Origin of the sequence: Kitasatospora sp. NPDC094015, from assembly GCF_040304075.1 — a bacterium.
GTDB lineage: Bacteria > Actinomycetota > Actinomycetes > Streptomycetales > Streptomycetaceae > Kitasatospora.
In genome coordinates, this window is the sequence record NZ_JBEOUL010000005.1 from 163,149 (window position 1) to 187,162 (window position 24,014).

Annotated in this window: 20 protein-coding genes; 11 read left to right on the forward strand and 9 right to left on the reverse strand. The window is 74.1% G+C overall.

From position 1 onward, the window contains the following. Positions 1-114: 114 nt before the first annotated feature. Together ABT014_RS08710 and ABT014_RS08715 are read left to right on the forward strand one after the other, a co-directional pair. Positions 115-1,557 (forward strand): hypothetical protein, encoded by a 1,443-nt coding sequence (locus tag ABT014_RS08710; RefSeq protein WP_502894911.1) that lies wholly within the window; start codon positions 115-117, stop codon positions 1,555-1,557. 89 nt (positions 1,558-1,646) lie between these two features. Further along, positions 1,647-2,165: a GtrA family protein gene (locus ABT014_RS08715; protein ID WP_350637942.1), complete on the forward strand. Its 519-nt coding sequence runs from the start codon at positions 1,647-1,649 to the stop codon at positions 2,163-2,165. Positions 2,166-2,178: 13 nt separating this feature from the next. Here the strand turns inward: ABT014_RS08715 and ABT014_RS08720 are convergent, their stop codons facing one another. After that, positions 2,179-3,222, reverse strand: a complete 1,044-nt coding sequence (locus tag ABT014_RS08720) for an ABC-2 transporter permease (RefSeq protein ID WP_350637943.1) — start codon at positions 3,220-3,222, stop codon at positions 2,179-2,181. 197 nt (positions 3,223-3,419) lie between these two features. Here ABT014_RS08720 and ABT014_RS08725 point away from each other — a divergent pair, with 197 nt between their 5' ends. Then, positions 3,420-4,982 carry an MDR family MFS transporter gene (locus ABT014_RS08725; RefSeq protein WP_350637944.1) on the forward strand — a complete coding sequence of 521 codons (1,563 nt, stop codon included), beginning with the start codon at positions 3,420-3,422 and terminating at the stop codon, positions 4,980-4,982. Between the two features lie 75 nt (positions 4,983-5,057). Here the strand turns inward: ABT014_RS08725 and ABT014_RS08730 are convergent, their stop codons facing one another. Beyond that, positions 5,058-5,300, reverse strand: coding sequence for a hypothetical protein (locus tag ABT014_RS08730; RefSeq protein WP_350637945.1), 243 nt, complete (start codon positions 5,298-5,300; stop codon positions 5,058-5,060). A 20-nt stretch (positions 5,301-5,320) separates the two neighbouring features. Beyond that, positions 5,321-6,490 carry an inorganic phosphate transporter gene (locus ABT014_RS08735; RefSeq protein WP_350637946.1) on the reverse strand — a complete coding sequence of 390 codons (1,170 nt, stop codon included), beginning with the start codon at positions 6,488-6,490 and terminating at the stop codon, positions 5,321-5,323. A gap of 360 nt (positions 6,491-6,850) precedes the next feature. Here ABT014_RS08735 and ABT014_RS08740 point away from each other — a divergent pair, with 360 nt between their 5' ends. Beyond that, positions 6,851-8,431, forward strand: coding sequence for a C40 family peptidase (locus ABT014_RS08740; protein ID WP_350637947.1), 1,581 nt, complete (start codon positions 6,851-6,853; stop codon positions 8,429-8,431). A gap of 63 nt (positions 8,432-8,494) precedes the next feature. Here the strand turns inward: ABT014_RS08740 and ABT014_RS08745 are convergent, their stop codons facing one another. Beyond that, positions 8,495-10,777 carry an FdhF/YdeP family oxidoreductase gene (locus ABT014_RS08745; RefSeq protein WP_350637948.1) on the reverse strand — a complete coding sequence of 761 codons (2,283 nt, stop codon included), beginning with the start codon at positions 10,775-10,777 and terminating at the stop codon, positions 8,495-8,497. Positions 10,778-11,004: 227 nt separating this feature from the next. Between ABT014_RS08745 and ABT014_RS08750 the strand changes: the two genes are divergently transcribed. Beyond that, entirely contained in the window at positions 11,005-11,727 is a 723-nt protein-coding gene (locus tag ABT014_RS08750) for a hypothetical protein (protein ID WP_350637949.1), read from the forward strand. Here ABT014_RS08750 and ABT014_RS08755 read toward each other — a convergent pair. Then, complete coding sequence (locus tag ABT014_RS08755) at positions 11,690-13,717, reverse strand: FAD/NAD(P)-binding protein (RefSeq protein WP_350637950.1); 2,028 nt, start codon at positions 13,715-13,717, stop codon at positions 11,690-11,692. The two genes, ABT014_RS08750 and ABT014_RS08755, sit on opposite strands and share 38 nt — an antisense overlap. Next, positions 13,714-14,709: an amino acid ABC transporter permease gene (locus ABT014_RS08760; protein WP_350637951.1), complete on the reverse strand. Its 996-nt coding sequence runs from the start codon at positions 14,707-14,709 to the stop codon at positions 13,714-13,716. The genes ABT014_RS08755 and ABT014_RS08760 overlap by 4 nt, the downstream gene beginning before the upstream one ends. Before the next feature lie 614 nt (positions 14,710-15,323). On the opposite strand from ABT014_RS08760, the gene ABT014_RS08765 reads away from it, so the two are divergent. From ABT014_RS08765 to ABT014_RS08790, 6 genes are read left to right on the forward strand one after another with little or no spacing between them, the layout of a single operon-like run. Continuing rightward, positions 15,324-16,520: an LLM class flavin-dependent oxidoreductase gene (locus tag ABT014_RS08765; protein WP_350637952.1), complete on the forward strand. Its 1,197-nt coding sequence runs from the start codon at positions 15,324-15,326 to the stop codon at positions 16,518-16,520. Further along, a complete protein-coding gene (locus ABT014_RS08770; protein ID WP_350637953.1) occupies positions 16,517-17,071 on the forward strand; it encodes a GNAT family N-acetyltransferase in 555 nt (184 codons plus the stop codon). Before ABT014_RS08765 ends, ABT014_RS08770 begins: the two co-directional genes overlap by 4 nt. Before the next feature lie 11 nt (positions 17,072-17,082). Continuing rightward, positions 17,083-18,015, forward strand: a complete 933-nt coding sequence (locus ABT014_RS08775) for an ABC transporter substrate-binding protein (protein ID WP_350637954.1) — start codon at positions 17,083-17,085, stop codon at positions 18,013-18,015. A gap of 55 nt (positions 18,016-18,070) precedes the next feature. Further along, the gene (locus tag ABT014_RS08780) at positions 18,071-19,081 is read left to right on the forward strand and encodes an amino acid ABC transporter permease (RefSeq protein ID WP_350637955.1); all 1,011 of its coding nucleotides are present in this window, start codon (positions 18,071-18,073) and stop codon (positions 19,079-19,081) included. Continuing rightward, positions 19,078-19,842: an amino acid ABC transporter ATP-binding protein gene (locus tag ABT014_RS08785; RefSeq protein WP_350637956.1), complete on the forward strand. Its 765-nt coding sequence runs from the start codon at positions 19,078-19,080 to the stop codon at positions 19,840-19,842. Before ABT014_RS08780 ends, ABT014_RS08785 begins: the two co-directional genes overlap by 4 nt. A gap of 28 nt (positions 19,843-19,870) precedes the next feature. Then, complete coding sequence (locus ABT014_RS08790) at positions 19,871-20,866, forward strand: ABC transporter substrate-binding protein (protein WP_350637957.1); 996 nt, start codon at positions 19,871-19,873, stop codon at positions 20,864-20,866. Here ABT014_RS08790 and ABT014_RS08795 read toward each other — a convergent pair. The 3 genes from ABT014_RS08795 to ABT014_RS08805 form a co-directional block, all read right to left on the reverse strand. Next, positions 20,835-21,719 (reverse strand): STM4011 family radical SAM protein, encoded by an 885-nt coding sequence (locus ABT014_RS08795; RefSeq protein WP_350638101.1) that lies wholly within the window; start codon positions 21,717-21,719, stop codon positions 20,835-20,837. The genes ABT014_RS08790 and ABT014_RS08795 overlap by 32 nt on opposite strands. 89 nt (positions 21,720-21,808) lie before the next feature. After that, the gene (locus tag ABT014_RS08800) at positions 21,809-23,170 is read right to left on the reverse strand and encodes an STM4012 family radical SAM protein (RefSeq protein ID WP_350637958.1); all 1,362 of its coding nucleotides are present in this window, start codon (positions 23,168-23,170) and stop codon (positions 21,809-21,811) included. Next, on the reverse strand, positions 23,167-24,009 hold the full coding sequence (locus ABT014_RS08805; RefSeq protein ID WP_350638102.1) for an STM4013/SEN3800 family hydrolase: 843 nt from the start codon (positions 24,007-24,009) through the stop codon (positions 23,167-23,169). Before ABT014_RS08805 ends, ABT014_RS08800 begins: the two co-directional genes overlap by 4 nt. Positions 24,010-24,014: the final 5 nt, after the last annotated feature.

Below are 24,014 nucleotides of genomic sequence, written 5' to 3' on the forward strand. Positions count from 1 at the left end.
CGCGAGCTGTCGCACCGCGCTCTGATCGCGGTGTCCCCGCCCGGCCGGAGCCGGGAGCACGTCCGGGTGTGTGCACCGCCGCGCGGTCCACCCTCTGCTGCCGACCGACGGGACATCCCTGTGCGCTTCGCCCTGCCCACCCGCGCCGCCGTACTGGCGGCCGCCGCCCTGCTGCTGCTCGCCACCCCCGCGCCCGCCGCCGCCCGCTACGGGCCGCTGCCGCCGCACAACCCCTACGCGGGCCCCGACGGCACCGCCACCATGCACGGGGACACCGGCTCCTCGGACGCCACCCCGCTGCCCGGCCCCGGGGCCGGGCAGCTGACCTCGCACCGCACGGCGCTCGCCTCCGCCTGCCCGACCGTCCTGGTCGGCACCGACGGCTACCCGGTCGCGCTCTGCACCGCGATCTTCGGCCTCACCCCCACCGTGCACCTGCTGGACCCGGCCGACGGCCGCTCGCTCGCCGAGCTCCCGCTGGCCAAGGGCTCCCTGCTCGGCGGGGTGTACGCCTACCTGGACGACCGGGACCAGCTAGTGGCCGTGGACGGCAACCGCGACCTGCTGCGGATCGGCCACCGCCGCACCGCCGCGGGCGGCTGGGAGCTGACGGTGGCCGGCCGGCTGTCGCTCGCCGCCGCCGTCCCCGCCGACGACGCCGTCACCGGCGTCTCCCCGGACTGGCAGGGCCGGGTCTGGTTCGCCACCGGCCACGGGGTGGTGGGCACCGCCGACGACCGCACCGGGACGGTCCGCGCGCTCCCCCTGCCGCCGGGCGAGCGGATCGCCAACTCCATCTCCACCGCCCCCACCGGCACCGCGGTCGCCTCCACCCACGCCACCTACCTGCTCACCGCCGACGCCGACGGCACCCCGCGGATCGCCTGGCGGCAGCCGTACGACCGGGGGCCCGGTCGCAAGCCGGGGCAGCTCAGCTGGGGCACCGGCTCCACCCCGACCTTCTTCGGCCCGGCCACCGGCACCGACTACCTGACGGTGGTCGACAACGCCGCACCCACCGTCCACCTGCTGGTCTACCGGACGGCCGGCGGCGAGCCGGTCTGCTCGGTGCCGGTGCTGCGGGCGGGCGGCAGCGGCAGCGAGAACTCGCCGATCGCGCTGGGCAACGCGGTCTTCGTGGCCAGCACGTACGGCTACCCCTACCCGAAGCTGCCGCAGGACGCCGGCCCCGCGGTGCCCGCGTCGGGCGCGTTCCGGGGCGGGCTGAGCCGGGTCGACGTCCGGGCCGACGGCTCGGGCTGCGACCTGCGCTGGGACAACACCCTCCGCTCGGCGGCGGTGCCGCGGCTGTCCACCGGCGACGGGCTGATCCACACCGTGCTGCGCGGCCCGGTCGTCCCCGGCACCGACGCCACCTCGCTGCTCGACCCCTACTCCTACGCCGAGATCGACCCGGAGACCGGTGCGGTGGTCCGCACGAAGTGGCTGGGCAGCGGCTTCCTCTTCGACACCCTGCAGATGGTCGGGTCGATCGCGCCGGGCCGGGTGGTGCTCCAGGGCACCACCACCGGTGTGCTGCGGATCGCCGCGGGGTGAGGCGGGGCGAGGCGGGGTGAGGCGGGGCGGTGCGGGGCCGGTGACCGGCCGAGTACCGGAGCGGGTGTGTGACGTGCGACACTTTCGCCGTGCCGTCGCCCACTCAGCGGGCCCTGACCCGGGTGCCCCAGCGCTTCCGTCCGTTCCTGGTGAAGCACCGAACCCTGGTCAAGTTCATGATGGTGGGCGGGAGTTGCTTCGTCCTGACGGCGGTGGTCAACTTCGGGCTCAAGCTGACCGTGCTGCGGGACAAGCCGGTACTGGCGCTCACCGTGGCGACCGCGCTGGCGACCGCCGTCTCGTACGTGCTGAACCGCCAGTGGTCCTTCCGGGCGGCCGGGCGCCAGCGCGAGGCCGTCCTGTACTTCGTGGTCAGCGCGGTGGCCGTGGTGGTCAACGACCTGCCGCTGGCGGTCTCCCGCTACCTGCTGGAGCTGCGGGAGCCGGCGGTCGGCCACCTCACCCAGGAGGTGGCCGACTTCCTCAGCGGCATGATCGTGGGCACGCTGCTGGCGATGGGGTTCCGGTTCTGGGCGATGAACCGCTTCGTCTTCACCCGGCTGTCACCCCGGGTGCGGGCGGGGGACCGCGCCTCCGAGCGGGTCTGACGCCCGAGCCGCCCTACAGCGCGGCGCCGGCCGGCTCCCCGGCCGGTGCCGAGCCGGGCCGCCGGGCGACCGCGGCCAGCGTGACGGCCACCCCGAGCACCGCCCAGGCGGCCAGCACCAGCAGCGGCACGGTGATGTCGGTGGAACCGAAGTAGGCGATCGAGCGCGCCACGTCGGTGCCGGCGCCGTTCGGGATCCAGGCGCCGATGGCCCGCCAGAACGGCGGCATCAGCGGCGGTGGGAAGACCCCGCCGGCGCTGGGATTGCCCAGCACCACGAAGACCAGCACCGCCAGGCCGATCCCGATCACCCCGAACAGGCACTCCATCGCCATGGTGATCGCGCCGACCGCGAACACCACCAGCGAGCCCAGGCCGATCAGCGCCCCCAGGGAGCCGGGCAGCGCGTTCAGCACCGGTCCGATGATCACCGCGCCGCCGATGCCCGCCGACACCGAGTACACCGCGAGGGTGCCCAGGCGGATCAGCGCGCGGTTGGTGTTGGCGGGGCGGGAGCCGGCGCTGATGCCGAGGATCGAGGCGACCAGGTAGCCGCCGACGCACCAGCCGACCACCAGGTAGAAGGAGGACAGGCCTTCGGCGTCGCCGGCCGCCAGCGGCACCACGTCCTCGGTGGCCACGGTGCGGCCCTGGCTCCCGTCGACCTGGGTGACGATCTCCGTCGCGGCCCGGGCGGCGGCCGGCCCGCGGGCGTCGGCGACCAGCAGGGTGTCCTTGCTGCCGGCCGGGTCGAAGATCCAGGCGGCGTAGATCTCCTGGTTCCTGATCCGGGCCTCGGCGCTCGCCCGGTCCGGGGAGGTGGAGGTCTTCACCGCGTCGCCCGGGACGGACTCCAGGCCGGCCACCAGCTTGGGGGCGACCTGCTGCGGCGCGACCACGGCGATCGACAGCTGGTGCGGGTGCGGGTGGTGCAGCGCGCCGACGTACGAGGTGATGAAGCCGAGCTGGAGCAGCAGGGTGCCGAGCACCAGCAGGGCGGCCCGGGGTGTCACCGCGTCCTTGAGTTCGGCGAGAAAACCTGAGGCGGGTTCAGCCATCGCACAGCTCCCTGGAGATGAGGACAAACCGGATGGATACTTCATATCATGAAGTACTTCGGTGGTGGGCTGGCGGGGTGGACGGCCGGAGCGCGGGGCCGGAGCGCGGGTCGGACTTCGAAGCTGGAAGGTTGCCTTCTTCAACCATCTGCTCGTATGGTTGTTAAACGCAACAAATCTATCGTCGAAGGATCCGTATGCCGACGACCCCCATGTCCCACCGGCAGGTGCTCGAAGCCCTGTCCGGCCTGCTGCTCGGCCTCTTCGTGGCCGTGCTCTCCTCCACCGTCGTCTCCAACGCGCTGCCGCGGATCCTCACCGACCTGCACGGTGGCGAATCCGCCTACACCTGGGTGATCACCGCGGCGCTGCTCTCGCTCACCGCCTCCACCCCGATCTGGGGCAAGCTCTCCGACCTGGTGAGCAAGAAGCTGCTGGTCCAGATCGCGCTGGTGATCTACATCGGCTCCTCCGCGCTGGCCGGCCTGTCGCAGAACACCGGCGAGCTGATCGCCTGCCGCGTGCTGCAGGGCATCGGCGCCGGCGGCGTCACCGCGCTGGCCCAGATCTGCCTGGCCGCGATGGTCCCGCCGCGCGAACGAGGCCGCTACAGCGGCTACTTCGGGGCGGTCTTCGCCCTGGCCACCATCGGCGGCCCGCTGATCGGCGGCGTCATCGTGGACACCGACTGGCTCGGCTGGCGCTGGTGCTTCTACGTGGGCATCCCGTTCTCGCTGATCGCGATCCTGGTGCTCCAGCGCACGCTGCACCTGCCGCAGGCGCCGCGCCGCACGGTCCGGATCGACTACCTGGGCGCGACGCTGATCACCGGCGCGGTCAGCCTGCTGATGATCTGGATCAGCCTGGCCGGCAAGAACTACGACTGGGTCTCCTGGCAGAGCGCCGCGATGGTCGGCGGCGGGCTGGTGCTCGCGCTGCTCTTCCTGCTGGCCGAGCGCCGGGCCGCCGAGCCGATCGTCCCGCTCGGCCTGTTCCGCCACCGCACCGTCGCGCTCGCCTCCGCCGCCAGCGTGCTGGTCGGGATCGGGATGTACGGCGCGACCACCTTCCTGAGCCAGTACTTCCAGCTGGCCCGCAAGGAGACGCCGACCATGGCCGGGCTGCTCACCCTGCCGATGATCCTGGGCCTCGCGCTCGCCTCCACCGTGGCCGGCCGGCTGATCACCCGGTACGGGCGCTGGAAGGCCTACCTGGTGGCCGGCACGCTGCTGCTGGCGATCGGCTTCGGCCTGCTCGGCACCGTCCGGGACGACACCGGGTACGGGTGGCTGGCGCTCTCCATGGCCCTGGCCGGCCTCGGGCTCGGCCTCACCATGCAGAACCTCGTGCTGGCCGTGCAGAACACCGTGCCCCGGCACGAGCTGGGCGCCGCCAGCTCGGTGGTCACCTTCTTCCGCACCATGGGCGGCGCCATGGGCGTCTCGGCGCTCGGCGCGCTGCTCTCGAACCGGGTCTCGCACTACCTGGCGGAGAACCTCGCCGCCGCCCACGTGCGGCCCGGCGCCGGGGGTGCGCTCGGCGGGGAGATCCCCGACCTGCACCGGCTGCCCGCGCCCCTGGTGCCGCTGGTCACCGACGCCTTCGGGCACGGGGTGGGCGTGGTCTTCCTGGTGGCGGCGCCGTTCGCGCTGCTGGCCTTCCTGGTGGTGCTGTTCATCCGGGAGGAGCCGCTGCGCACCGCGCACGAGCCGCACCCCGAGCCGCAGTCCCGGCCGGTGCCGGCCCCGGTCGGGGACTGACCCCCGCCGCCTGTCCGGTACGACGAAGGGCCCGCGCAGCCAACGCTGCGCGGGCCCTTCGTCGTACCCGGGGCGTCAGCCCGCGATCAGCGAGATCCCGTACAGCACCACGCCCGCGCAGACCGCGAAGCAGGCGCCGGCGCCGGCCAGCGCCAGGTTGCCGCTGCCGGCCCCCGGGGTGCCGGCCTCGCGGGCCGCCAGGGCGGCCTCGCGGCGGGTGAGGGCGAGGTTGCCGAGGGCGAAGACGGCGACCACCGCGAGGGTGATCAGCAGGCTGAACGCCGCGGTCTGGCCGAGTGCGGCCCACTTGATGCTCATGATCGGGTGTCCTTCCGGCGTCAGGCCGCGACGGCGGCGGTGGTGGTGGTCGGGGTGAGCGGCGCGGGGCCGCCGGGGAGCTCGACCGGGGTGATGTCGTTGACGTTGTCCGCGCTCACCGGCTGGCGGCGCGAGAGCAGCCACATCGCACCGGAGCCGAGCACCAGCACCGTGCCGACCACGGCCACGCCCCAGTCGCCGCGGTCGGCGACGTACGCGGCGGCGCCGGAGACCGCGGCGGCGGCGGGCAGGGTCAGGCCCCAGGTGTAGACCATGCGGCGGACCAGCGCCCAGTGCAGCTTGCCCTTCGGGCCGCCGAGCCCGGCGCCCATGATGCTGCCGGAGCAGACCTGGGTGGTGGACAGGCCGTACCCCATGTGGGTGGAGGTCAGGATCGCGGTGGCGGCGGCCGTCTCGGAGGCGAAGCCCTGCGGGGCCTTGATGTCGGCCAGGCCCTTGCCCATCGAGCGGATGATTCGCCAGCCGCCCATGTAGGTGCCGAGTGCGATCGCGCCGCCGGCGCCGATGATGACCCAGGTGGGGGGCAGCGCGCCCTTGGGCAGGGCGCCCACCGAGACCAGCGTCAGCGTGATGATGCCCATCGTCTTCTGGGCGTCGTTGGTGCCGTGCGCGAGCGAGATCAGCGAGGAGGAGAAGATCTGGCCGCGCTTGAAGCCCTTGGTACCGGCGTCGCCGCCGCCGCGGGTGATCAGGTACGCGAGCTTGGTGGCGCCCCAGGCGGCCACGCCGGCGACCAGCGGAGCCGCGACGGCCGGGATCAGGATCTTGCTGACCACGACGCTGAAGTTGACGCCGTCCATGCCGACCCCGACCACGGTGGCGCCGATCAGGCCGCCGTAGAGGGCGTGCGAGGAGCTGGAGGGCAGGCCCTTGAGCCAGGTCAGCAGGTTCCACAGGATCGCGCCGGCCAGCGCCGCGAAGATCACCTGGGGGTGGATGCCGGCCTTCTCGTTGACGATGCCGCCCGAGATGGTGGTGGCGACCTTCACCGAGAGGAAGGCGCCGGCGAAGTTCAGCGCGGCGGCGATGGCGACCGCGACCTTCGGGCGGAGGGCACCGGTGGCGATGGAGGTGGCCATCGCGTTGGCGGTGTCGTGGAAACCGTTGGTGAAGTCGAAGGCGAGCGCCGTGATGATCACAACGGCCACCAGGAACGTGATGTGTTCCATACCCAAACAATCGTCGTAGTTGTCGGACTGACGCTGGTGTCTCGCCGACCGTAGGGAGATTCGGTGAACGGAAGGTTAACTGGGCCGGGAGTTGAGGTTCTGATGGTGTCCCAGGGGTTTCGGCCAGGCATCCAGGGGGTGTCTTCCGGGCCCCTGATCAGCTCTTATGCCGGGAATGACCGATCTGATGGCGGTTTGCTGAGACCTGTCTCACACCCGCCGTCCGGCCAAGATGAGAAGTTCATCAGTACGTACCGATGCCACCTGCCCCCCGACCGCCCCGACATGGCAGGATCAGGCCGGTTGGATCGCCGGGCGGCATGCCCGGTCCGAGGTCGCTAGGTGGGGGAGGGCGGGCCGATGGGGGCTGCGCAGGGGATGGACACGGCCGGCGTACGGCCGTGGGTGCGGGCCGCCCTGCGGTGCGGGGCGGTGCTGGCCGCCGCCGCGCTCTCGCTGTCGCTCGCCTCGACCGCCTACGCCGCGCCCGAGCCGGCCCCGCCGGTGACCGCACCGACCGTCGCGCCCGGCGCCGACCCGCTGGCCGCGGCCAAGGCCACCCTGGGCCCGCTGCTCGACCAGCTGCACCAGCTCTACCAGCAGGCCGAGGTCGCCACCGAGCAGTACAACGGCTCGGTCGCCAGGCTGACCGCGCTCCAGAGCACCCTCACCGACCTGCGCACCCGGATCGAGCGCCAGCAGGCCGCGGTGGACGCCGGCGGCGACCTGGCCGCCCAGCTGGCCGCCGCGCAGTACCGCAACGGCCACGCCTCCGAGCTCGGCGAGCTGCTGATGGCCGACAACCCCTACGAGGCCGTGGTGGTGGCCGAGTTGCTGCAGGCGGCCGGGCGCTCGCAGACGGCCTTCCTGGACCGGCTCAAGGCCGACCGGGCCACCCTGACCGTGCTCCAGCAGCAGGCCGAACTCTCGGTCGCCCAGGAGCAGGCGGTGGCCGTCCAGCAGGAGCAGGCCAAGGCGGACGTGGCCAAGCGGCTGGCCGAGGTCGAGCAGCTGGTCGGCTCGCTCACCGGCGCCCAGCGCAGCGAGCTGGAGGCGCTGGAGAAGCAGGAGGCCGACCAGGCCCAGCTGGCCTTCCTCGCCTCCGGCGCGCTCGGCAAGGGCGAGCGCACGCCGTCCGAGGCCGGCCGCAAGGCGGTCGCGTACGCGCTGGCGCAGCTCGGCAAGGACTACGTCTGGGGCGGCGCCGGGCCGGACGTCTTCGACTGCTCGGGCCTCACCTCGCAGGCCTGGATCCACGCCGGGGTGCCGATCCCGCGCACCAGCCAGGAGCAGTGGGCCCAGCTCAAGCACATCCCGCTGAACCAGATCCGGGCCGGCGACCTGGTGGTCTACTTCAGCGGCGCCACCCACATCGGGATGTACATCGGCGGCGGGCTGATCGTCCAGGCCCCGCACACCGGCGACGTGGTCAAGGTGACCCAGATCGGCGCGATGCCGATCCTCGGTGTGGTGCGCCCCGACCCGGACGCGGCCGCGGACGACAAGGGCGGCGCCTGGAAGGTGCCGGACGTGAAGCTCGGCGAGGTGCGGATCGCGCCGGCCAAGCCGTCCACCCTGACGCCCAACCCGCCGGCGCCGCCGGCCCCGCCGACCACCACCCCGACCGCGCCGGACCCGTCGCCCTCCACCGGCGGCACCCCCTCCGGTACGCCGTCCGGCTCGGGCACCCCGTCCGGCTCCGGCACGCCGAGCGGTGGCGGTACGCCGAGCGGTTCGGGCACGCCCAGCGGTGGCGGTTCGACCGACCCGTCGACCACGCCGTCGACGCCGTCCGACCCCACCACCCCGGCGGCCGGCGGCGGATCGCCCGCGACGCCCTCGACCACCGGCACTCCGCCGGCCGGCAGCGCCGCGCCCACCGGCAGCGGCTCGCCGGCCCAGCTGTCGCCGAGCGGCAGCGCGCACGCCAGCCAGGACTGAGCACGGCGGACCGTGCGGGCCGGCGCCCGGCTCCCTCGACGGGGGCCGGGCGCCGGCGCGTGCTCAGCTGCCGCTGTCCGGCTCGAACCGGATCACCACGGCCTTCGACGTCGGGGTGTTGCTGATGTCGGCGGTGGAGTCCAGCGGCACCAGCACGTTGGTCTCCGGGTAGTAGGCCGCGGCGCCGCCCCGGGCGACCGGGTAGTGCACCACGCGGAAGTGCGGCGCCCGCCGCTCCACCCCGTCCCGCCACTCGCTCACCAGGTCGGTGTACGCGCCGTCGGCCAGGCCCAGCTCGGCGGCGTCCGCCGGGTTGACCAGCACCACCCGGCGGCCGCCGGTGATGCCGCGGTAGCGGTCGTCCAGGCCGTACACGGTGGTGTTGTACTGGTCGTGCGAGCGCAGCGTCTGGAGCAGCAGCCGGCCCTCGGGCACCTCGGGGGCGGTCAGCGGGTTGACGGTGAAGTTGGCCCGGCCGGTGGCGGTGGGGAAGGCGCGGCGGTCGCGCGGACCGTGCGGGAGCACGAAGCCACCGGGGCGGCGGACCTTCTCGTTGAAGTCCTCGAAGCCGGGCACCACCCGGGATATCCGGTCCCGGATGCTGTCGTAGGACTCGGCGAACTCCTCCCAGGGCACCGGGTTCTGCGGGCCGAGGGCGGCGCGGGCCAGCCGGCAGACGATCGCCACCTCGGACAGCAGGCTCTCGGACGGCGGCCTCAGCCCGCCGCGCGAGGAGTGCACCATGCTCATCGAGTCCTCGACGCTGACGAACTGGAGGCCGGCCGCGGTGCGGTCGCGGTCTGTGCGGCCGAGGGTCGGCAGGATCAGCGCCCGGGCGCCGGTGATCACGTGCGAGCGGTTGAGCTTGGTCGACACGTGCACGGTGAGCCGGCAGCTGCGCATCGCTGCCTCGGTGGTCAGGGTGTCCGGGGTGGCGGCGACGAAGTTGCCGCCCATCGCGAAGAACACCTTGACCCGGCCGTCGCGCATCGCCCGGATGGTGTCCACCGAGTCGAGGCCGTGCTCGCGCGGCGGCTCGAAGTCGAACTCCTTCGCCAGCGCGTCCAGGAAGGCGGCGGAGGGGCGCTCGAAGATCCCCATCGTCCGGTCGCCCTGGACGTTGCTGTGCCCGCGCACCGGGCACACGCCGGCGCCGGGGCGCCCCACGTTGCCGCGCAGCAGCAGGAAGTTGACCACCTCGCGGATGGTCGGCACGGAGTGCTTGTGCTGGGTCAGCCCCATCGCCCAGCAGACGATGATCTTCTCGGAGGCCAGCACCAGCTCGGCCAGCTCCTCGATCTGCTCCCAGGGCAGCCCGGTCGCGGCCAGCACCTCGGCCCGAGAGGTGGCGGCCGCCTCGGCGGCGAACTCCTCGTACCCGAGGCAGTGCTCGGCGACGAAGGCGTGGTCCACCCCGCCCTCGGCGGCCAGCACCAGCTGGTTCAGCGCCCGGAACAGCGCCAGGTCGCCGCCGAGCCGGATCTGCAGGAACAGGTCGGTCAGCTTGGTGCCCGCGCCGACCAGGCCGCGGGCGTTCTGCGGGTTCTTGAACCGCTCCAGCCCGGCCTCCGGCAGCGGGTTGACGCTGACCACCTTGGCGCCGGCCCGCTTGGCCCGCTCCAGCGCGGAGAGCATCCGGGGGTGGTTGGTGCCGGGGTTCTGGCCGGCCACGATGATCAGGTCGGCCTGGTAGAGGTCCTTGAGGTGGACGCTGCCCTTGCCCACGCCGAGCGTCTCGGTGAGCGCCGAGCCGGAGGACTCGTGGCACATGTTGGAGCAGTCCGGCAGGTTGTTGGTGCCCAGCTGGCGGGCGAACAGCTGGTACGCGAAGGCAGCCTCGTTGCTGGTGCGGCCCGAGGTGTAGAAGGCCGCGCCGTCCGGGGTGTCCAGCGCCGCCAGCTCCTCGGCGACGATCGCGAACGCGCGCTCCCAGGAGACCGGCGTGTAGTGCGTGCCGCCCTCCTCCAGCAGCATCGGCTCGGTGAGCCGGCCCTGCTGGCCCAGCCAGTAGCCGGAGCGCTCGGCCAGCTCGGCCACCGGGTGGGCGGCGAAGAAGTCGGCGGTGATCCGGCGCTCGGTCGCCTCCTCGGCGACCGCCTTGGCGCCGTTCTCGCAGAACTCGGCGGTGTGCGTCTTCCCCGGCTCGGGCCAGGCGCAGCCGGGGCAGTCGAAGCCGTCAGGCTGGTTGACCTTGCGCAGGGTGGCCAGGGTCCGCCGGGCGCCCATCTGCTCCCCGGCCATCTGCAGGCTCTTGGCGACGGCGGTCAGCCCGGCCGCGGCGTGCTGGGGCGCACCCACCTCGGGCGCGTCCTGCGCCGGGTCGCTGTGCGGGGCCTGCTTGGCCATGGCTGACACCTTTCCTGCGGATGGGGCCCGCACCGTTGCCGTGCCCCTGCCGCCCATCCTCGCACTGTGCCGGGCCGGGGTGGAGGGGTGGCACCGGGCGGGCGCCCCGGGCCAGAATTGGCGCTCGACCGGGCCCGTACAGGCCACCGCCCGCAGCTCCGCAGTCCCGCAGCCCCGCAGCCCCGCGGGCCGTGCGAGCCGCCCAGCGTCCAGGAGTGAGCCGGTCCATGTCGTCCACCGAAGGATCCGCAGGCCGGTTCGGCCCCGCGGAGCAGCAGCAGGACCCGGCCCCCGGGGTGCGCGAGCTGCTGCTGCGGCTGCGCGCCGCCGCCGGGTCGGCCCGTACCGCCGACGGCGCCGCGCAGCTGCTGGAGGCGGTGGCCCGGGAGATGGTCGCCGAGCTCGGCCGGTACGACCGGGAGACCCTGGCGACCTGGCGGGAGGCGGCCCGCCGGCAGGGCGAGGCCGGGGATCCGGCGACGGCGGCGCACCTGCTGGGGCAGGTGGTCGCCGACCTGGTCCAGGCGCTCGGGCCCGGTGACCCGGAGACGCTCGGCGCCCGGGTCGACCTGGCCGCCATGACCGGGGCGCTCGGCGACCCCGCTGGTGCGGCCGGGCAGCTGGCGCAGCTCGTCCCCCAGCTGCAGCAGGCGCTCGGGGAGGAGCACCCGCTGCTGGGGCAGGCCCGGGCCCAGCTCGGGCGGCAGGTGCAGCAGCTGGGGCGGCTGCCGGGGGCGCCGACCGGGATCGGCTGGGTGGAGGCGGTGGCGGTGGTCCACCGGCTGATGGTCTGGGACTTCGAGGCCGACCGGGAGGCGCTGGACTGCGTCGCCGAGCTGGAGCGGCGGACCGGCCTCAAGGGGCTGGCCGACCGGATCTACACCGCCCCCGACCACCTCACCACCGAACAGGTCACCGCCCTCGCGCTCGGACAACCCCGGTCGGCCTGAGGGCGGTTCGGGGCGGCTGTACCGGTTGCGCCGGCTGCGCCGGCTGTACCGGGTCCACCGGCCGTACCGGGTCCACCGGCCGTACCGGGTCCACCGGCGCTTCCCGGGCCAGCGCGCGCAGCAGCCTGCGGGCGGCGGCGTCGTTGTGCCGGAAGGCCGGCGCGTCGGTCCGCGGCCGGGCGAAGGCCGCCTGGGCGCGGCCGTCGGTGTGCGGGCCGAGCGCGGTCCGGCGCGGGTGCGGGGCGCCGCCCAGCGCCGGGTCGAGGATCCGGCCGTCGGCGGGGTCGGTGACGATCAGCCCGGAGCGGTAGGCGTGCTCCTGGTCGCGGACCTCCTCCTCGATCAGCCGGCCGGCCCGGTGCAGCCCGGCCAGCAGGGGATCGGCGCTGCGGTCCACGGCGTGCCGCGGCAGGTAGGCCTCGATCAGCGCGGTGGCCCGGACAAGGTGACCGGGCACGGTGGGGCTGCTCGCGACGAAGGTGCCGTCGCGCTCGTCGCCCTCGACGGCGACCTCGGCGCCCAGGAACCGCACCACCCCGGCCTCGGCGAGCGCCAGCAGCTGCCGCAGCCGGAAGCCCGGCGGCCCGGACGCCAGGAAGCTGAAGAAGCCGAACCACCAGCCGTCCAGCTCCTGCGCCACCGAGCGGGCCGACAGCCGGCCGGAGCCGACCAGCCGGGGCAGGGTGCCGTACAGCGACAGCAGGGCGAGGAAGGCGCCGAGGTCGGCGCTGTGCGCGGGGTCGGCGCGCCGGTCGGCGTCGTCGGCGACGTAGCGGCGCAGGTGCTGCTGCAGCTGTTCGGGCCCGTCCAGCCGCAGGCCCGCCAGCGGGTGGTCCAGCCGGTCGAGGTCCAGCCGGTCGAGCGGGTCCGGGACGGCCGCCGCGACCAGCTCGGCGAGCGCCGGGTCCGCCCAGCCGAGCCGGTCGTAGCCGGCGAGGAACTCCGGCCAGGGCAGGGCGGTGCGCTCCGGGTGGGCGTGGAACAGCTCGTGGTAGTGGCCGAAACCGATCTCCTTGGCCATCAACGGCCAGGCGTCGCGCCGGAATTCGACCGGTCCGGGGCGGGCGAGCAGGGCGTCCACGGCGGCGGCGTCGAAGTACCGGGGGAGCGGTGCGGGCGGCCCCTGGAGCCGGTAGCCGGTCTTGGAGTGGTACGGCACCCCGCGCCGCGAGCCGACGTGCAGCACCGGTTCGCGCCCGCTGGGGTGGTAGACCAGGCCGGCCGGGCCCGGCTCGAAGCGTCCGCCCCGGCCCTCGGTGAGCAGCGCCATCAGGTCCACGAAGGCCAGCCCGAAGCCCCGGACGATCACCTGCTCGCCCGGGGCCAGGCGGGACAGGTCGGCGTCCGAGGAGAACGCCGGCGGGAGGTGGAAGCGGCCGTGCCGCTCGGCGAAGTCGGCCATCGCCCGGTGCCGCGGATCGGGCTCGGACTCCAGGTGGCCCAGGGTCAGCACCACCTGGTCGGCGACCAGCACCCGGTCGGAGAGCCGGACCAGCTGCGGGCCGTCCGGCGGCCCCTCGACCGCGCGGGCGGTGTCGCGGTGCACCGACAGTGTCACCTGGGCCGGCAGGTCGGCCACCGCCCGGCGGAACACCCAGTCCAGGTACGCGCCCTGGGCCCGGCGGGTGGCGAAGTCGGTCGGCCGCAGCGCGGCCAGCTCGGCGCGCAGCGCACGGTCGGCCACCGGCCGGTACGGCGCGTACCGCTCGGGCGCGCGGGCCCACTCGGCCAGCGACGGCCCCGGCCGGACCGGCCCCTCGGTGGTGGAGGTCTCGTCGGTGAACATGGTGACGTCCTCGGCCATCGAGTTCATCCGCAGCAGCGGCGACTGGCGGTCGCGCCAGATCCGGCCGCCGCCCGGCGGGTACGGATCGACCAGGTGGATGTGGAGCGGCCGGTCGGGCGGCAGCAGTTCGGCCGCGCCGGCGGCCAGCCGCTCCAGCAGGCCGGTCCCGCGCGGTCCGGCGCCGATGATCACCAGCGTGCTCACCGTGCTCCACCGGCCCCGCCGCGCAGCCGCCGCCAGCCCGCGACCGCGCGCTGCACCGGGGTCGGCGGCAGCCCGTCCCGGGAGGCGCCGCGGGCGTAGTACCGCTCCAGGTAGTACTGCCCGACGGAGAGCACGCTGGTCACCCCGATGTACCAGAGGGTGGCCACCATCAGCAGCGGGATCACCTGGTAGGTCTGGTTGTAGACCAGCTGGGCCGAGTACAGCAGGTCCTGCACGTCCAGCACGCTGACGATCGAGGTGCCCTTGAGGGTGCCGATCAGCATGTTCCCGGCGGTCGGCACGATCGAGCGCATCGCCTGCGGGACGACGATCCGGCGCAGCACCCGCCCGCGGCGCAGGCCCAGCGAGGCCGCGGCCTCCAGCTGGCCCGGGTCCACCGACAGGACGCCGCTGCGCACCACCTCGGCGGCGAACGCGGCCTCGTGCAGGGTGAGTCCGACCACGGCGGTGAGCACCGGGCCGAGCAGGTTCACCGTCTTCACGGACAGCAGCTCGGGGCCGAACGGGACGCCCAGCGCCAGGTGCGGGTAGAGCGCCCCGATGTTGAACCAGAACAGCAGCTGGACCAGCAGCGGGGTCGCCCGGAACACCCAGACGTAGCCCCAACTCAACGATGCCAGAACGGGGTTGTCGGAGAGCCTGGCCAGCGCCAGCAGGGTGCCCAGGGCGAAGCCGAGCACCATCACCAGCGCGGTCAGCCAGAGGGTGAGCAGCAGCCCGTCGACGATCGAGGCGCTGGTGAGGTACCGGCCGACCACCTCCCACCCGAAGGCGCGGTTGCGGAGCAGGGAGTTGAGCACCAGGCCGAACAGCAGCAGCGCCGCGCCGGCGGCCAGCAGCCGGCCGGGGCGGCGGCGCGCGACGATCCGCAGCGCGGCGGCGGGCGGGACGGGTGATCCCGGGGGCGTGCGGGGCAGGGGTGATGGTGGAGAGGTGGCGGCGGGTGGCAGGACGTCCGGCGTGGTGGCCATGGAGGGCTCCAGGGGCGAGCGGGCAGGCAGGGGTCCGCTGTCCGTCACGCGCGCCCGCCGTGTCCCTCAACACGGCCGGGGGCGGCCCTGGTTCGGCCGGCTCCCGAGGCGTACTCACTCCGCGGCCGATCGTACGCGGGCGCCGTCCCGGACTGTCAAGGGCGGGCCGGCCCGGCCGGCGGTGGCCCGGACGGCCGTTTCCTGGACGGTGGTTGACGAATGCGGAGGTTCGCTGCTCAACTTGCGCCATGAATGCCGAGCAGCGTCTGGTCACGCGCGGCCACATCGACTTCGGTCGGGTGTGGTCCGCGGCGTGTTGCGGCTGACCCGGCAGCGGGCCGCCTGACCGGCCCTGCTCTCCCTCGGAGACCTCCCTCGGTTGCCCCGTCGCGGGCCGGGATGCCGTCATGTCCGACGGATCGACAGGCGTGCGCTGCCGCCCCTCCCCGATAGTCGCTGATCCACCGTCACACTCCGCCGTACGACGGTCCGTTCGTCCTGCCTCCTGCCTCCTGCCTCCTGCCCACTCCCCGCCGTTCCGTGCTGCCGCACGCCCCGGGCACCCGTGCCCCGGCCCCGGCACGCCCCGCTCCGTCCTGGAAAGGCCCGCACCCATGCCCGTCGAGTTCCTCGGTATCGCCGCCACCGGCGACGGTTCGGAGACCACCGCCCGGACCACCGCCGCCTTCGACCGCGACTACACCCTGCGCCTGGCCCGTGCCCACGAGGACCACGGCTGGGACCGGGTGCTCTTTGCCTACGGGGCCGGCGCCCCGGACCCGGCCCCGGCCGCCGCCTTCCTCGCCGCCCGGCTGGAGCGGCTGCAGATCCTGCTGGCGCACCGCCCCAACGTGTCCTACCCGACCTTCGCCGCCAAGACCTTCGCCACCCTGGACCGGATCAGCGACGGCCGGCTGACGGTGCACTTCATCACCGGCGGCAGCGACCACGAGCAGCAGCGCGAGGGCGACTTCCTGACCAAGGACCAGCGCTACGCCCGCACCCGGGAGTACATCGGGATCGTCAAGAAGGCCTGGACCAGCCACCAGCCCTTCGACCACGAGGGCGAGCACTACCGCTTCAACGACTTCGTCTCGGACGTCTTCCCCGTCCAGCAGCCCCGGCCGAACGTCTCCTTCGGCGGCTCATCGGCCGCCGCCTACGCGGCCGGCGGCGCCGAGGCCGACATCTTCTGCCTCTGGGGCGAGCCGCTGGCCGCCACCGCCGAGCAGATCGAGCAGGTCCGGCAGGCCGCCCGGGCGGCGGGCCGCACCGACACCCCGCGGATCCAGGTCGCCTTCCGGCCGATCATCGCGCCCACCGAGGAGCTGGCCTGGGAGAAGGCGCACCGCACGGTGGGCGCGATCCGGGCCCGGCGGGCGGCGGCCGACACCGACCTGGTCCGCCGGCGCCCCGCCGGCGCCCCGGAGAACACCGGTTCGCAACGGCTGATCGAGTTCGCCGCCCAGGGCGAGCGCTACGACCGGGCGCTGTGGACGCCGACCGCCGCGGCCACCGGCGGAGCGGGCAACTCCAACGCGCTGGTCGGCACCCCCGAGACGGTCGCCGAGGCCCTGCTGGACTACTACGACCTGGGCGTGGACATCCTCTCCGCGCGCGGGTACGACCTGGTCGGCGACACCATCGACTTCGGCCGGCACGTCATCCCGCTGGTCCGCGCGGAGGTCGCCCGGCGGGACGCCGCCAAGGCCGCCGCCGCCGCGGCCGCCACCGAGGCCGCCGAGCGCGCGGCCGCCGCGGCCGCCGCCCGGGAGCGCGACCGGCACCAGCTGATCGCGGCGCAGGCGTGAGCAGCCCGGCGCTCCAGGTCCGGCAGGCGCTGCTCGGCGATCCGCTGACCGAGCCGCTGGTGCGCGAGCTGACCCACGAGTACGTCACCCGGTACGGGCCCGGCGGCCACGCCGAGATGGCCCGCTACCCGGCCGCCGAGTTCGCCCCGCCGCACGGCCTGCTGCTGCTCCTGCTGGAGGACGGACGGCCGGTGGCGGGCGGCGCGTACCGCCGGGCGGACGGGCGCACCGCGGAGCTGAAGCGGATGTGGACGCACTCGGCGCACCGCCGCCGGGGGCTGGCCCGTCGGGTGCTGGCGGAGCTGGAGCGGGCCGCCGCGGCGGCGGGCTACCGGCGGATCGTCCTGACCACCGGCCCGCGCCAGCCCGAGGCCAAGGCGCTCTACCTGGCCACCGGGTACACCCCGCTGTTCGACCTGGGCCGGGACCCGGTGACCGGCACCGGCCCTGACCAGGGGCCCGGTCCCGGCTCCGACCACGCGCCCGGCGCCGGGCCGCCGCCGGCCGCCGGCCCGCTGCCGTTCGAGAAGCACCTCATCGCACCCCACTGAGAGGTACCACCGTGAGACGCGCACTTCCCGCCGCCCTCGCCGCCGCCGCCGTGCTGCTGGCGGGCTGCGGCTCCGCCGGGGCGCCCGCGGGCCCGGGCGCCCCGGGTGCCTCCGCCGTCGCCGCGGCGGGCCAGGACGTGGTGGCGGCCGAGCAGAAGGTCGAGGCGATCGCGGCCCTGCTGCCGCCGGACGTCCGCGCCGCGGGCACGCTCCGGCTGGGCGGCGCGGGCGGCACCCCGCCGAGCGCGTTCTTCCCCGACCCCGCCCGGCACCGGGCGGCCGGCCTCGACGTGGACTTCACGGACGCGGTGGCCAAGGTCCTGGGCATCACGATCCAACGCGAGGAGGCGTCGTTCGAGACCATCCTGCCGGCCCTGGACAGCGGCAAGTACGACGTGGGCGCCGGCAACTTCGGCGTCACCACCGCCCGGCTGCGGACCATCGACTTCGTCACCTACATCGACGACGGCCAGGGCTTCGCGGTGAAGAAGGACAACACCGCGATCCGGTCCGCCACGGACCTGGTCCAGCTCTGCGGGCTGACCATCGGCACCGGCGTCGGCACCACCTTCGAGACGACGCTGAACGGCCGGAAGAACGTCTGCACCGACGCCGGGAAGAAGCCGTACGAGGTACGGGCGTTCGCGGACAGCGGGGCGGTGCTGACCGCCCTCCAGCAGGGGCGGGTGGACGTGGTGATGTCCACCATCAACGGGCTGCGCTACCAGGCCGGCCAGGAGGCGTCCGGGACGAGGTTCCTGGGCGAGTTCCACCGGCTGGACGTCGGCTTCGCGTTCAAGAAGGGCTCGCCGCTGACCCCGGCGTTCCGGGCCGCCGTCAACCAGCTGATCAAGGACGGCACCTACGGCCGGATCCTGCAGAAGTGGGGCACCGCGGACTCGGCGATCACCGAATCGCTGATCAGTCCGCCCGAGCACCCGTGATCCCGTGTCAGCCACCGCCGGCCGGCAGCCGGCCACATCGGAGGAATCGGCCGCCATGACCGCCACCACCGCACCGCCCGACAGCACCGACCGCACCAACCGCACCACCGACCGCACGAGCACCACCGGCCACGGGGACGACGCGGGCCCGGCCGCCCTGCGGGTGGTCCCCGCCCGCCACCCCTGGCGCTGGCTGGCCGGCGCCGCCGCCGTGGTGCTGGTCGCCCAGTTCCTGCACGGGCTGGCCACCAACCCGGGCTGGGACTGGCCCACCTTCCGGGCCTTCGTGGCCACCGACAGCATCCTGCGCGCCGTCCAGGTCACCCTCCAACTCACCTGCTACGGAACGGTCCTGGGCTTCGCGCTGGGTGCGGTGATCGCCGCCCTGCGGCTGTCCGCCAGCCCGATCCTGCGGACCATCGCCTGGACGTACGTCTGGGCCTTCCGGTCGATCCCGCTGATCGTCCAGCTGGTCTTCTGGTTCAACCTGTCCTACCTGTACAAGCGGCTCGGGGTCGGGGTCCCGTTCGGGCCCACCTTCTGGCGCTTCGAGACCATGGACGTGCTCGGCGCGCTGGGCGCGGCCGTGCTCGGGCTGGCGCTGCACCAGGCCGCGTACGCCGCCGAGATCATCCGTGCCGGGGTGCTCTCGGTGGACGCCGGACAGCTGGAGGCCGCCGCCGCACTCGGCATCCCGCGCCTGCGGCAGGCCTGGCGGATCGTCCTGCCGCAGGCCATGCGCGGCATCCTGCCGAACGCCGCCAACGAGGTGATCTCGCTGTTCAAGGGCACCTCGATCGTCTACGTGATGGCGATCGGCGAGCTCTTCTACCAGGTCCAGGTGGTCTACGGCCGCACCGGCCGGGTGGTGCCGCTGCTGATGGTGGCCACCGCCTGGTACGTGCTGCTGACCACCCTGCTGTCGATCGTCCAGTACGCCGTCGAGCGCCACTTCGCCCGGGGCGCCGGGCGCACCGCGCCGCCGTCCCCGCTCGGGCGCGCCCGCGCCCTCGTCCGCCAGATCCAGGAGAGCCGGCTCTCCGCAGCCCCGGGAGGCCGTTCATGACCACGACCATGGTGGACGTCCGCGGCGTCCACAAGAGCTTCGGCCGGCTGGAGGTGCTGCGCGGGGTCGACCTGCAGGCCGCGGCCGGATCGGTGACGGTCGTCCTCGGGCCGTCCGGTTCCGGCAAGTCCACCCTGCTGCGGGCGATCAACCACCTGGAGAAGCTCGACCGCGGGTACGTGGCGATCGACGGCGAGCTGATCGGCTACCGCCGCTCGGGCGACCGGCTGTACGAGCTCAAGGAGCGCGAGGTGCTGCGCCAGCGGACCAGGCTGGGCTTCGTGTTCCAGAACTTCAACCTGTTCCCGCACCTGACCGTGGTGGAGAACCTGATGGAGGCGCCGGTCGGCGCGCTCAAGGTGCCGAAGGCGGTGGCCCGGGCGCGGGCGCTGGACCTGCTCGCCCGGGTCGGTCTGGCCGACAAGGCCGGCGAGTACCCGCGCCGGCTCTCCGGCGGCCAGCAGCAGCGGGTGGCGATCGCCCGGGCGCTGGCCCTGGAGCCCAAGGTGCTGCTCTTCGACGAGCCCACCTCCGCCCTCGACCCCGAACTGGTCGGCGAGGTGCTCGACGTGATCAAGGACCTGGCCAACGGCGGCACCACCATGATCGTCGTCACGCACGAGATCGGTTTCGCCCGCGAGGTGGCCGACACCGTGGTCTTCATGGACGGCGGCGTGGTGGTCGAGCAGGGGCCACCCGCCGAGGTGCTCGACCACCCGCAGCACGAACGGACCCGCGCCTTCCTCGCCAAGGTCCTGTAACACCCCTACCGTCGAACGGAGTTCCGCCATGTCCCGGCCCCTGTCCCTGTCCCGCCGTGCCCCGCTCGCCGCCGTCGGCCTGGCCGCCGTCCTGGTGCTCGGCGCCTGCGGCTCGTCCTCGGACGCCACCGCCGACCTCGGCGGCTCGAAAGGCAGCGTGGCACCGAACGGAATCACGGTGAACCTGACGGCCGACCAGAAGAGGGTCACCACCTCCAAGGTCGACGCGATCGCCGCCCTGGTGCCGGAGGAGATCAGGAAGAGAGGCACCCTCCAGGTGGTGGACTCGCTGGGCACCGTGCCGCCCCTGGACTTCCACGCCACCGACGACAAGACCATCATCGGCGCCGAGCCCGACCTGGCCTACCTGATCGGCGACGTGCTGGGCCTGAAGGTCGAGCTCAACCCGGTCTCCTGGGAGAACGTCTTCGTCGGCCTGGACAGCGGCAAGTACGACGTCGGCCTCACCAACATCACGGTGACCGAGGCCCGCAAGGAGAAGTACGACTTCGCCACCTACCGGCTGGACATCCTCGGGTTCGAGGCCAGGAAGGGCGCCGGCTGGAAGGTCACCGGGCCCGCGGACGTGGCCGGGCGCACCATCGCCGTCGCCTCCGGCACCAACCAGGAGAAGCTGCTGATCGCCTGGAGCGAGGCGGATGTGAAGGCCGGCCGCAAGCCGGTCGACATCAAGTACTTCCAGAACTCCGCCGACTACTACCTGGCGCTGTCCTCCGGCCGGATCGACGCCTACCTCGGCCCCAACCCCACCGCGGCCTTCCACGCCGCGCAGACCGGCGAGACGAAGGTGATCGGCACCTACTCCGGCGCCGGGGACCAGGTGCTGGGCAAGATCGCGGCCACCACCAGGAAGGACAACGGCCTGGTCGGGGCGCTCAACGGTGCCATCAACGAGGTGCTGAAGAACGGCAGTTACGCCCAGGTCCTCAAGCGCTGGGGGCTGTCCGAGGAGGCGGTGCCGAGCTCCGAGATCAACCCGCCCGGCCTGCCGAGGACGGACTGAGCCCCGGGCCGGCGGCGGCCGGGATCCGCTCCAGCACCCCGCCCGCGAACACCTCGTACAGCGGCAGGGTCTCCAGGTGCACGTACCCGATGTGGCAGTCGCAGACCGGCAGCGGGCACGGCCGGGGCTCCAACTGGGCGCGGTACGAGCCGTCGTAGAGGTTGCCCAGCGGCGGCCGGACGAAGTGGCAGCGGCGCACCGTGCCGTCCCCGTCCACCGAGATCACCGACTCGCCGGTGCGGCAGGGGCGCCCGCCGCTGGGGTGCGGGTCGCGGCTGTAGCCGAACAGCGGGTCGAGCGCCGCCCAGTCGGCGGCCTGGCGGTCGTCGTAGGTCCGCCCGTCGGCCGCGTTGATCCACAGGTAGACCTCGGGCGGCAGCTCGGCGCGCAGCCGGCGGGCCGGGGCCAGGTGCTCCGGCTCGCCGACCACGCCAACGCTGTAGCGCGCGCCGAGCGCGGTCAGCTCCCGGCACCGGGCGAGGAAGCGCTCGTGGGTGACCTGGCCCGGGTGGTAGGTGATCCAGAACGCCAGGGTGTCCAGATCGGCCTCGGCCAGCCAGTCGGTGCGGCAGCTGAAGTTGGTCTGGATCGCCACCCGCCGCACGTGCGGCAGCCGGCTCAGCTCGGCCAGCGCCCGCCGGTACCAGGACCGGACCAGCCCCTCGCCCCACGGGGTGAACAGCAGCGAGAGGGTGTCGCCGGTCTGCGCCGCCGCCCAGCCGGTGAAGCGCTCCAGCGCCGCCCGGTCGGCCCGCAGCTGCGCCGGGGTGTCACGCCGTTTGGCGAACGGGCAGTACGGGCAGTCGTAGTCGCAGGAGGCGAGCGGGCCGCGGTAGAGCACGGTGAGCTCCAGCGGGGTCGGCGCCGGCGGTTCGGGCGCCGGACCGGGCAGCGACCGGGGCTGCGGGGCCGGCCGGGGCTCGGGCAGGCCGAGGAAGACCGTCACTTCGCCTCGTAGCCCTCCATCAGCGCCCGGACCTCGGGCGAGAACAGCAGCGGCCCGATCGCGTCCGAGTACGCCAGGCCCTCCGGGGTCAGCGCGAGGCGCCCGCCGCGCTGCTCCAGCCAGCCGCGGCCGGCCAGCTCGGCCAGCTCCGGCGGGAAGTGCTCGGCGGGCGTGCCGGCGAACCGCTCCCGGTAGTCTGCCAGTTCGAGCCCCTCGGCCTGCAGCAGCGACTGGAGCAGGTGCCGGCGGCGGGCCTCACCCTGGTCCATCCGGCGCCCGATCGCGGCGTGCCCGAAGTCCTCGGTGGCCACGTAGTCGTCGATGATGCCGCGGACCTCGGAGGCGTTGACCGCGTAGTCGAAGGAGTAGTGCAGCCGGGAGGTGTACGAGCGCGCGCCGCAGCCGAGCCCGACCATGCCGTCGGTCTGGCAGGCGTACTCGCTCTCGCCCGCCGCGGGGGAGTCGAGCCGGCGGAACATCCGCATCGACACCTGCTGGTAGCCGTTGGCCAGCAGGTGGTCGCGGCCGGCGCGGTAGAGCGCCAGCCGCTGGGCGTCCCAGCCGGCCGCGGTGGCCTCGGTGGCGCGCCGGCCGAGCCCGGTCAGCGGCCGCACGTACAGCGGGTAGAGGTAGAGCTCCTCCGGGCGCCAGGCCAGCGCGGCGTCCAGCGAGCGCAGCCAGCTGTGCTCGGTCTGGCCGTCGATGCCGTAGATCAGGTCGATGTTGAGCACCGGGAAGCCGGCCGCCCGGATCCGGCCGAGCGCCGCCTCCACCGTGGCCCGCTTCTGCGGGCGGACGGCCGAGCGGGCCTCCTCGTCCAGGAAGGACTGCACGCCCAGGCTGAGCCGGGTGGTGCCGCGCTCGGCCAGCACGGCCAGCCGGTCCGCGGTGCAGGTGTCGGGGGAGGCCTCCACGGACAGCGGCACCGCCCGCAGGTCGACGCCCATCCGCTGCTCGGCGATGTCGCAGAGCCGCTCCAGCTCGCCGGCGGTCAGGTAGGTCGGGGTGCCGCCGCCGAACGCCGCGAGCGCGAACCGGGCGCCGTCCGAGAGCGCCGCGCGGACGGCCGTGGCCTGGCGCTCCAGCGCGTCCAGGTAGGCGGTGGTCAGGCCCTCGGGGCTGCCGATCCGGGTGAACAGGTTGCAGAAGCCGCAGCGCACCTCGCAGAACGGGATGTGCAGGTAGAGCGAGAGCGCGTGCTGCGGCTCGCCGGCCCACAGCTCGCGCAGCGCCGGGCGGTCGGGCAGCGGCCGGTAGGCGGTCTTGTGCGGGTAGGCGTAGACGTACGACTGGTACGGACGCGGGGCGGCCGTCCCGGTGGCGGTGGCACTCGCGTTGTCGGTGGCGGCGGTGGTCATCGGGCGGGCTCCTCGTCGATGGCGGCGGTCGCGGCGGCGGCGGGGAGGGTGAAGTGCGCGTACGGGACCGTCCAGACCACCTCGTGGCCGATCCGGTGGCCGGTGTAGCCGTCCTCGCCGTACGCGGTGCCGTGGTCGGAGCAGACGATGGCGAAGCAGGGCCGGCGGCCGGTCATCGCGGCGAACAGCCGCCCGATGTGCGCGTCCACGTACTCCAGCGCGGCGGCGTGGCTGGCCCGGGAGTCGCCGTGCTCGCGGGTCGCGCCGGGCAGGTGGAACCAGTTCGGCTGGTGCAGCGCCGAGACGTTGAGGAAGAGGAACAGCGGCTGCCCGGCCGGCTGCTCGGCGGCGACCTGCTCGGCGCGGGCCACCTGGGCCTCGAAGGAGGTGGGCGAGGGCACGCCCATCTCCGGCTCCCAGTGGCTCTCCTGGAACAGGCCCGGCAGCACCGACCCGAGCGGGCCCTGCTTGTTGAAGAAACCCACCCCGCCGATGCACACCGTGCGGTACCCGGCCGCGGCCAGCGCGGACGGCAGGTCGGGGGCGTCGAACACCCAGGTCCCGGACGCGGTGGACTCCGAGCCGGCGAAGCGGGCGGCGAACAGCCGCGGGTGCGGCCCGTGCGGGTGCGCGGGGGTGGGCAGGAAGCCGGCCAGGATGGCCTGGTGCGCGGCGTAGGTGAAGCTGCCGGGGGAGTGCCGGCGCTCCCAGCGCCCGCCCGGCAGCACGGCGGCGAGGTGCGGGATCCGCCCGGCCGCCGCCAGCTCCTCGGCGACGTCGAAGCGCAGCGTGTCCAGGGTGACCAGGAGCAGGTCGTGGCTGCCGACGACCTGGCGCATGTCGG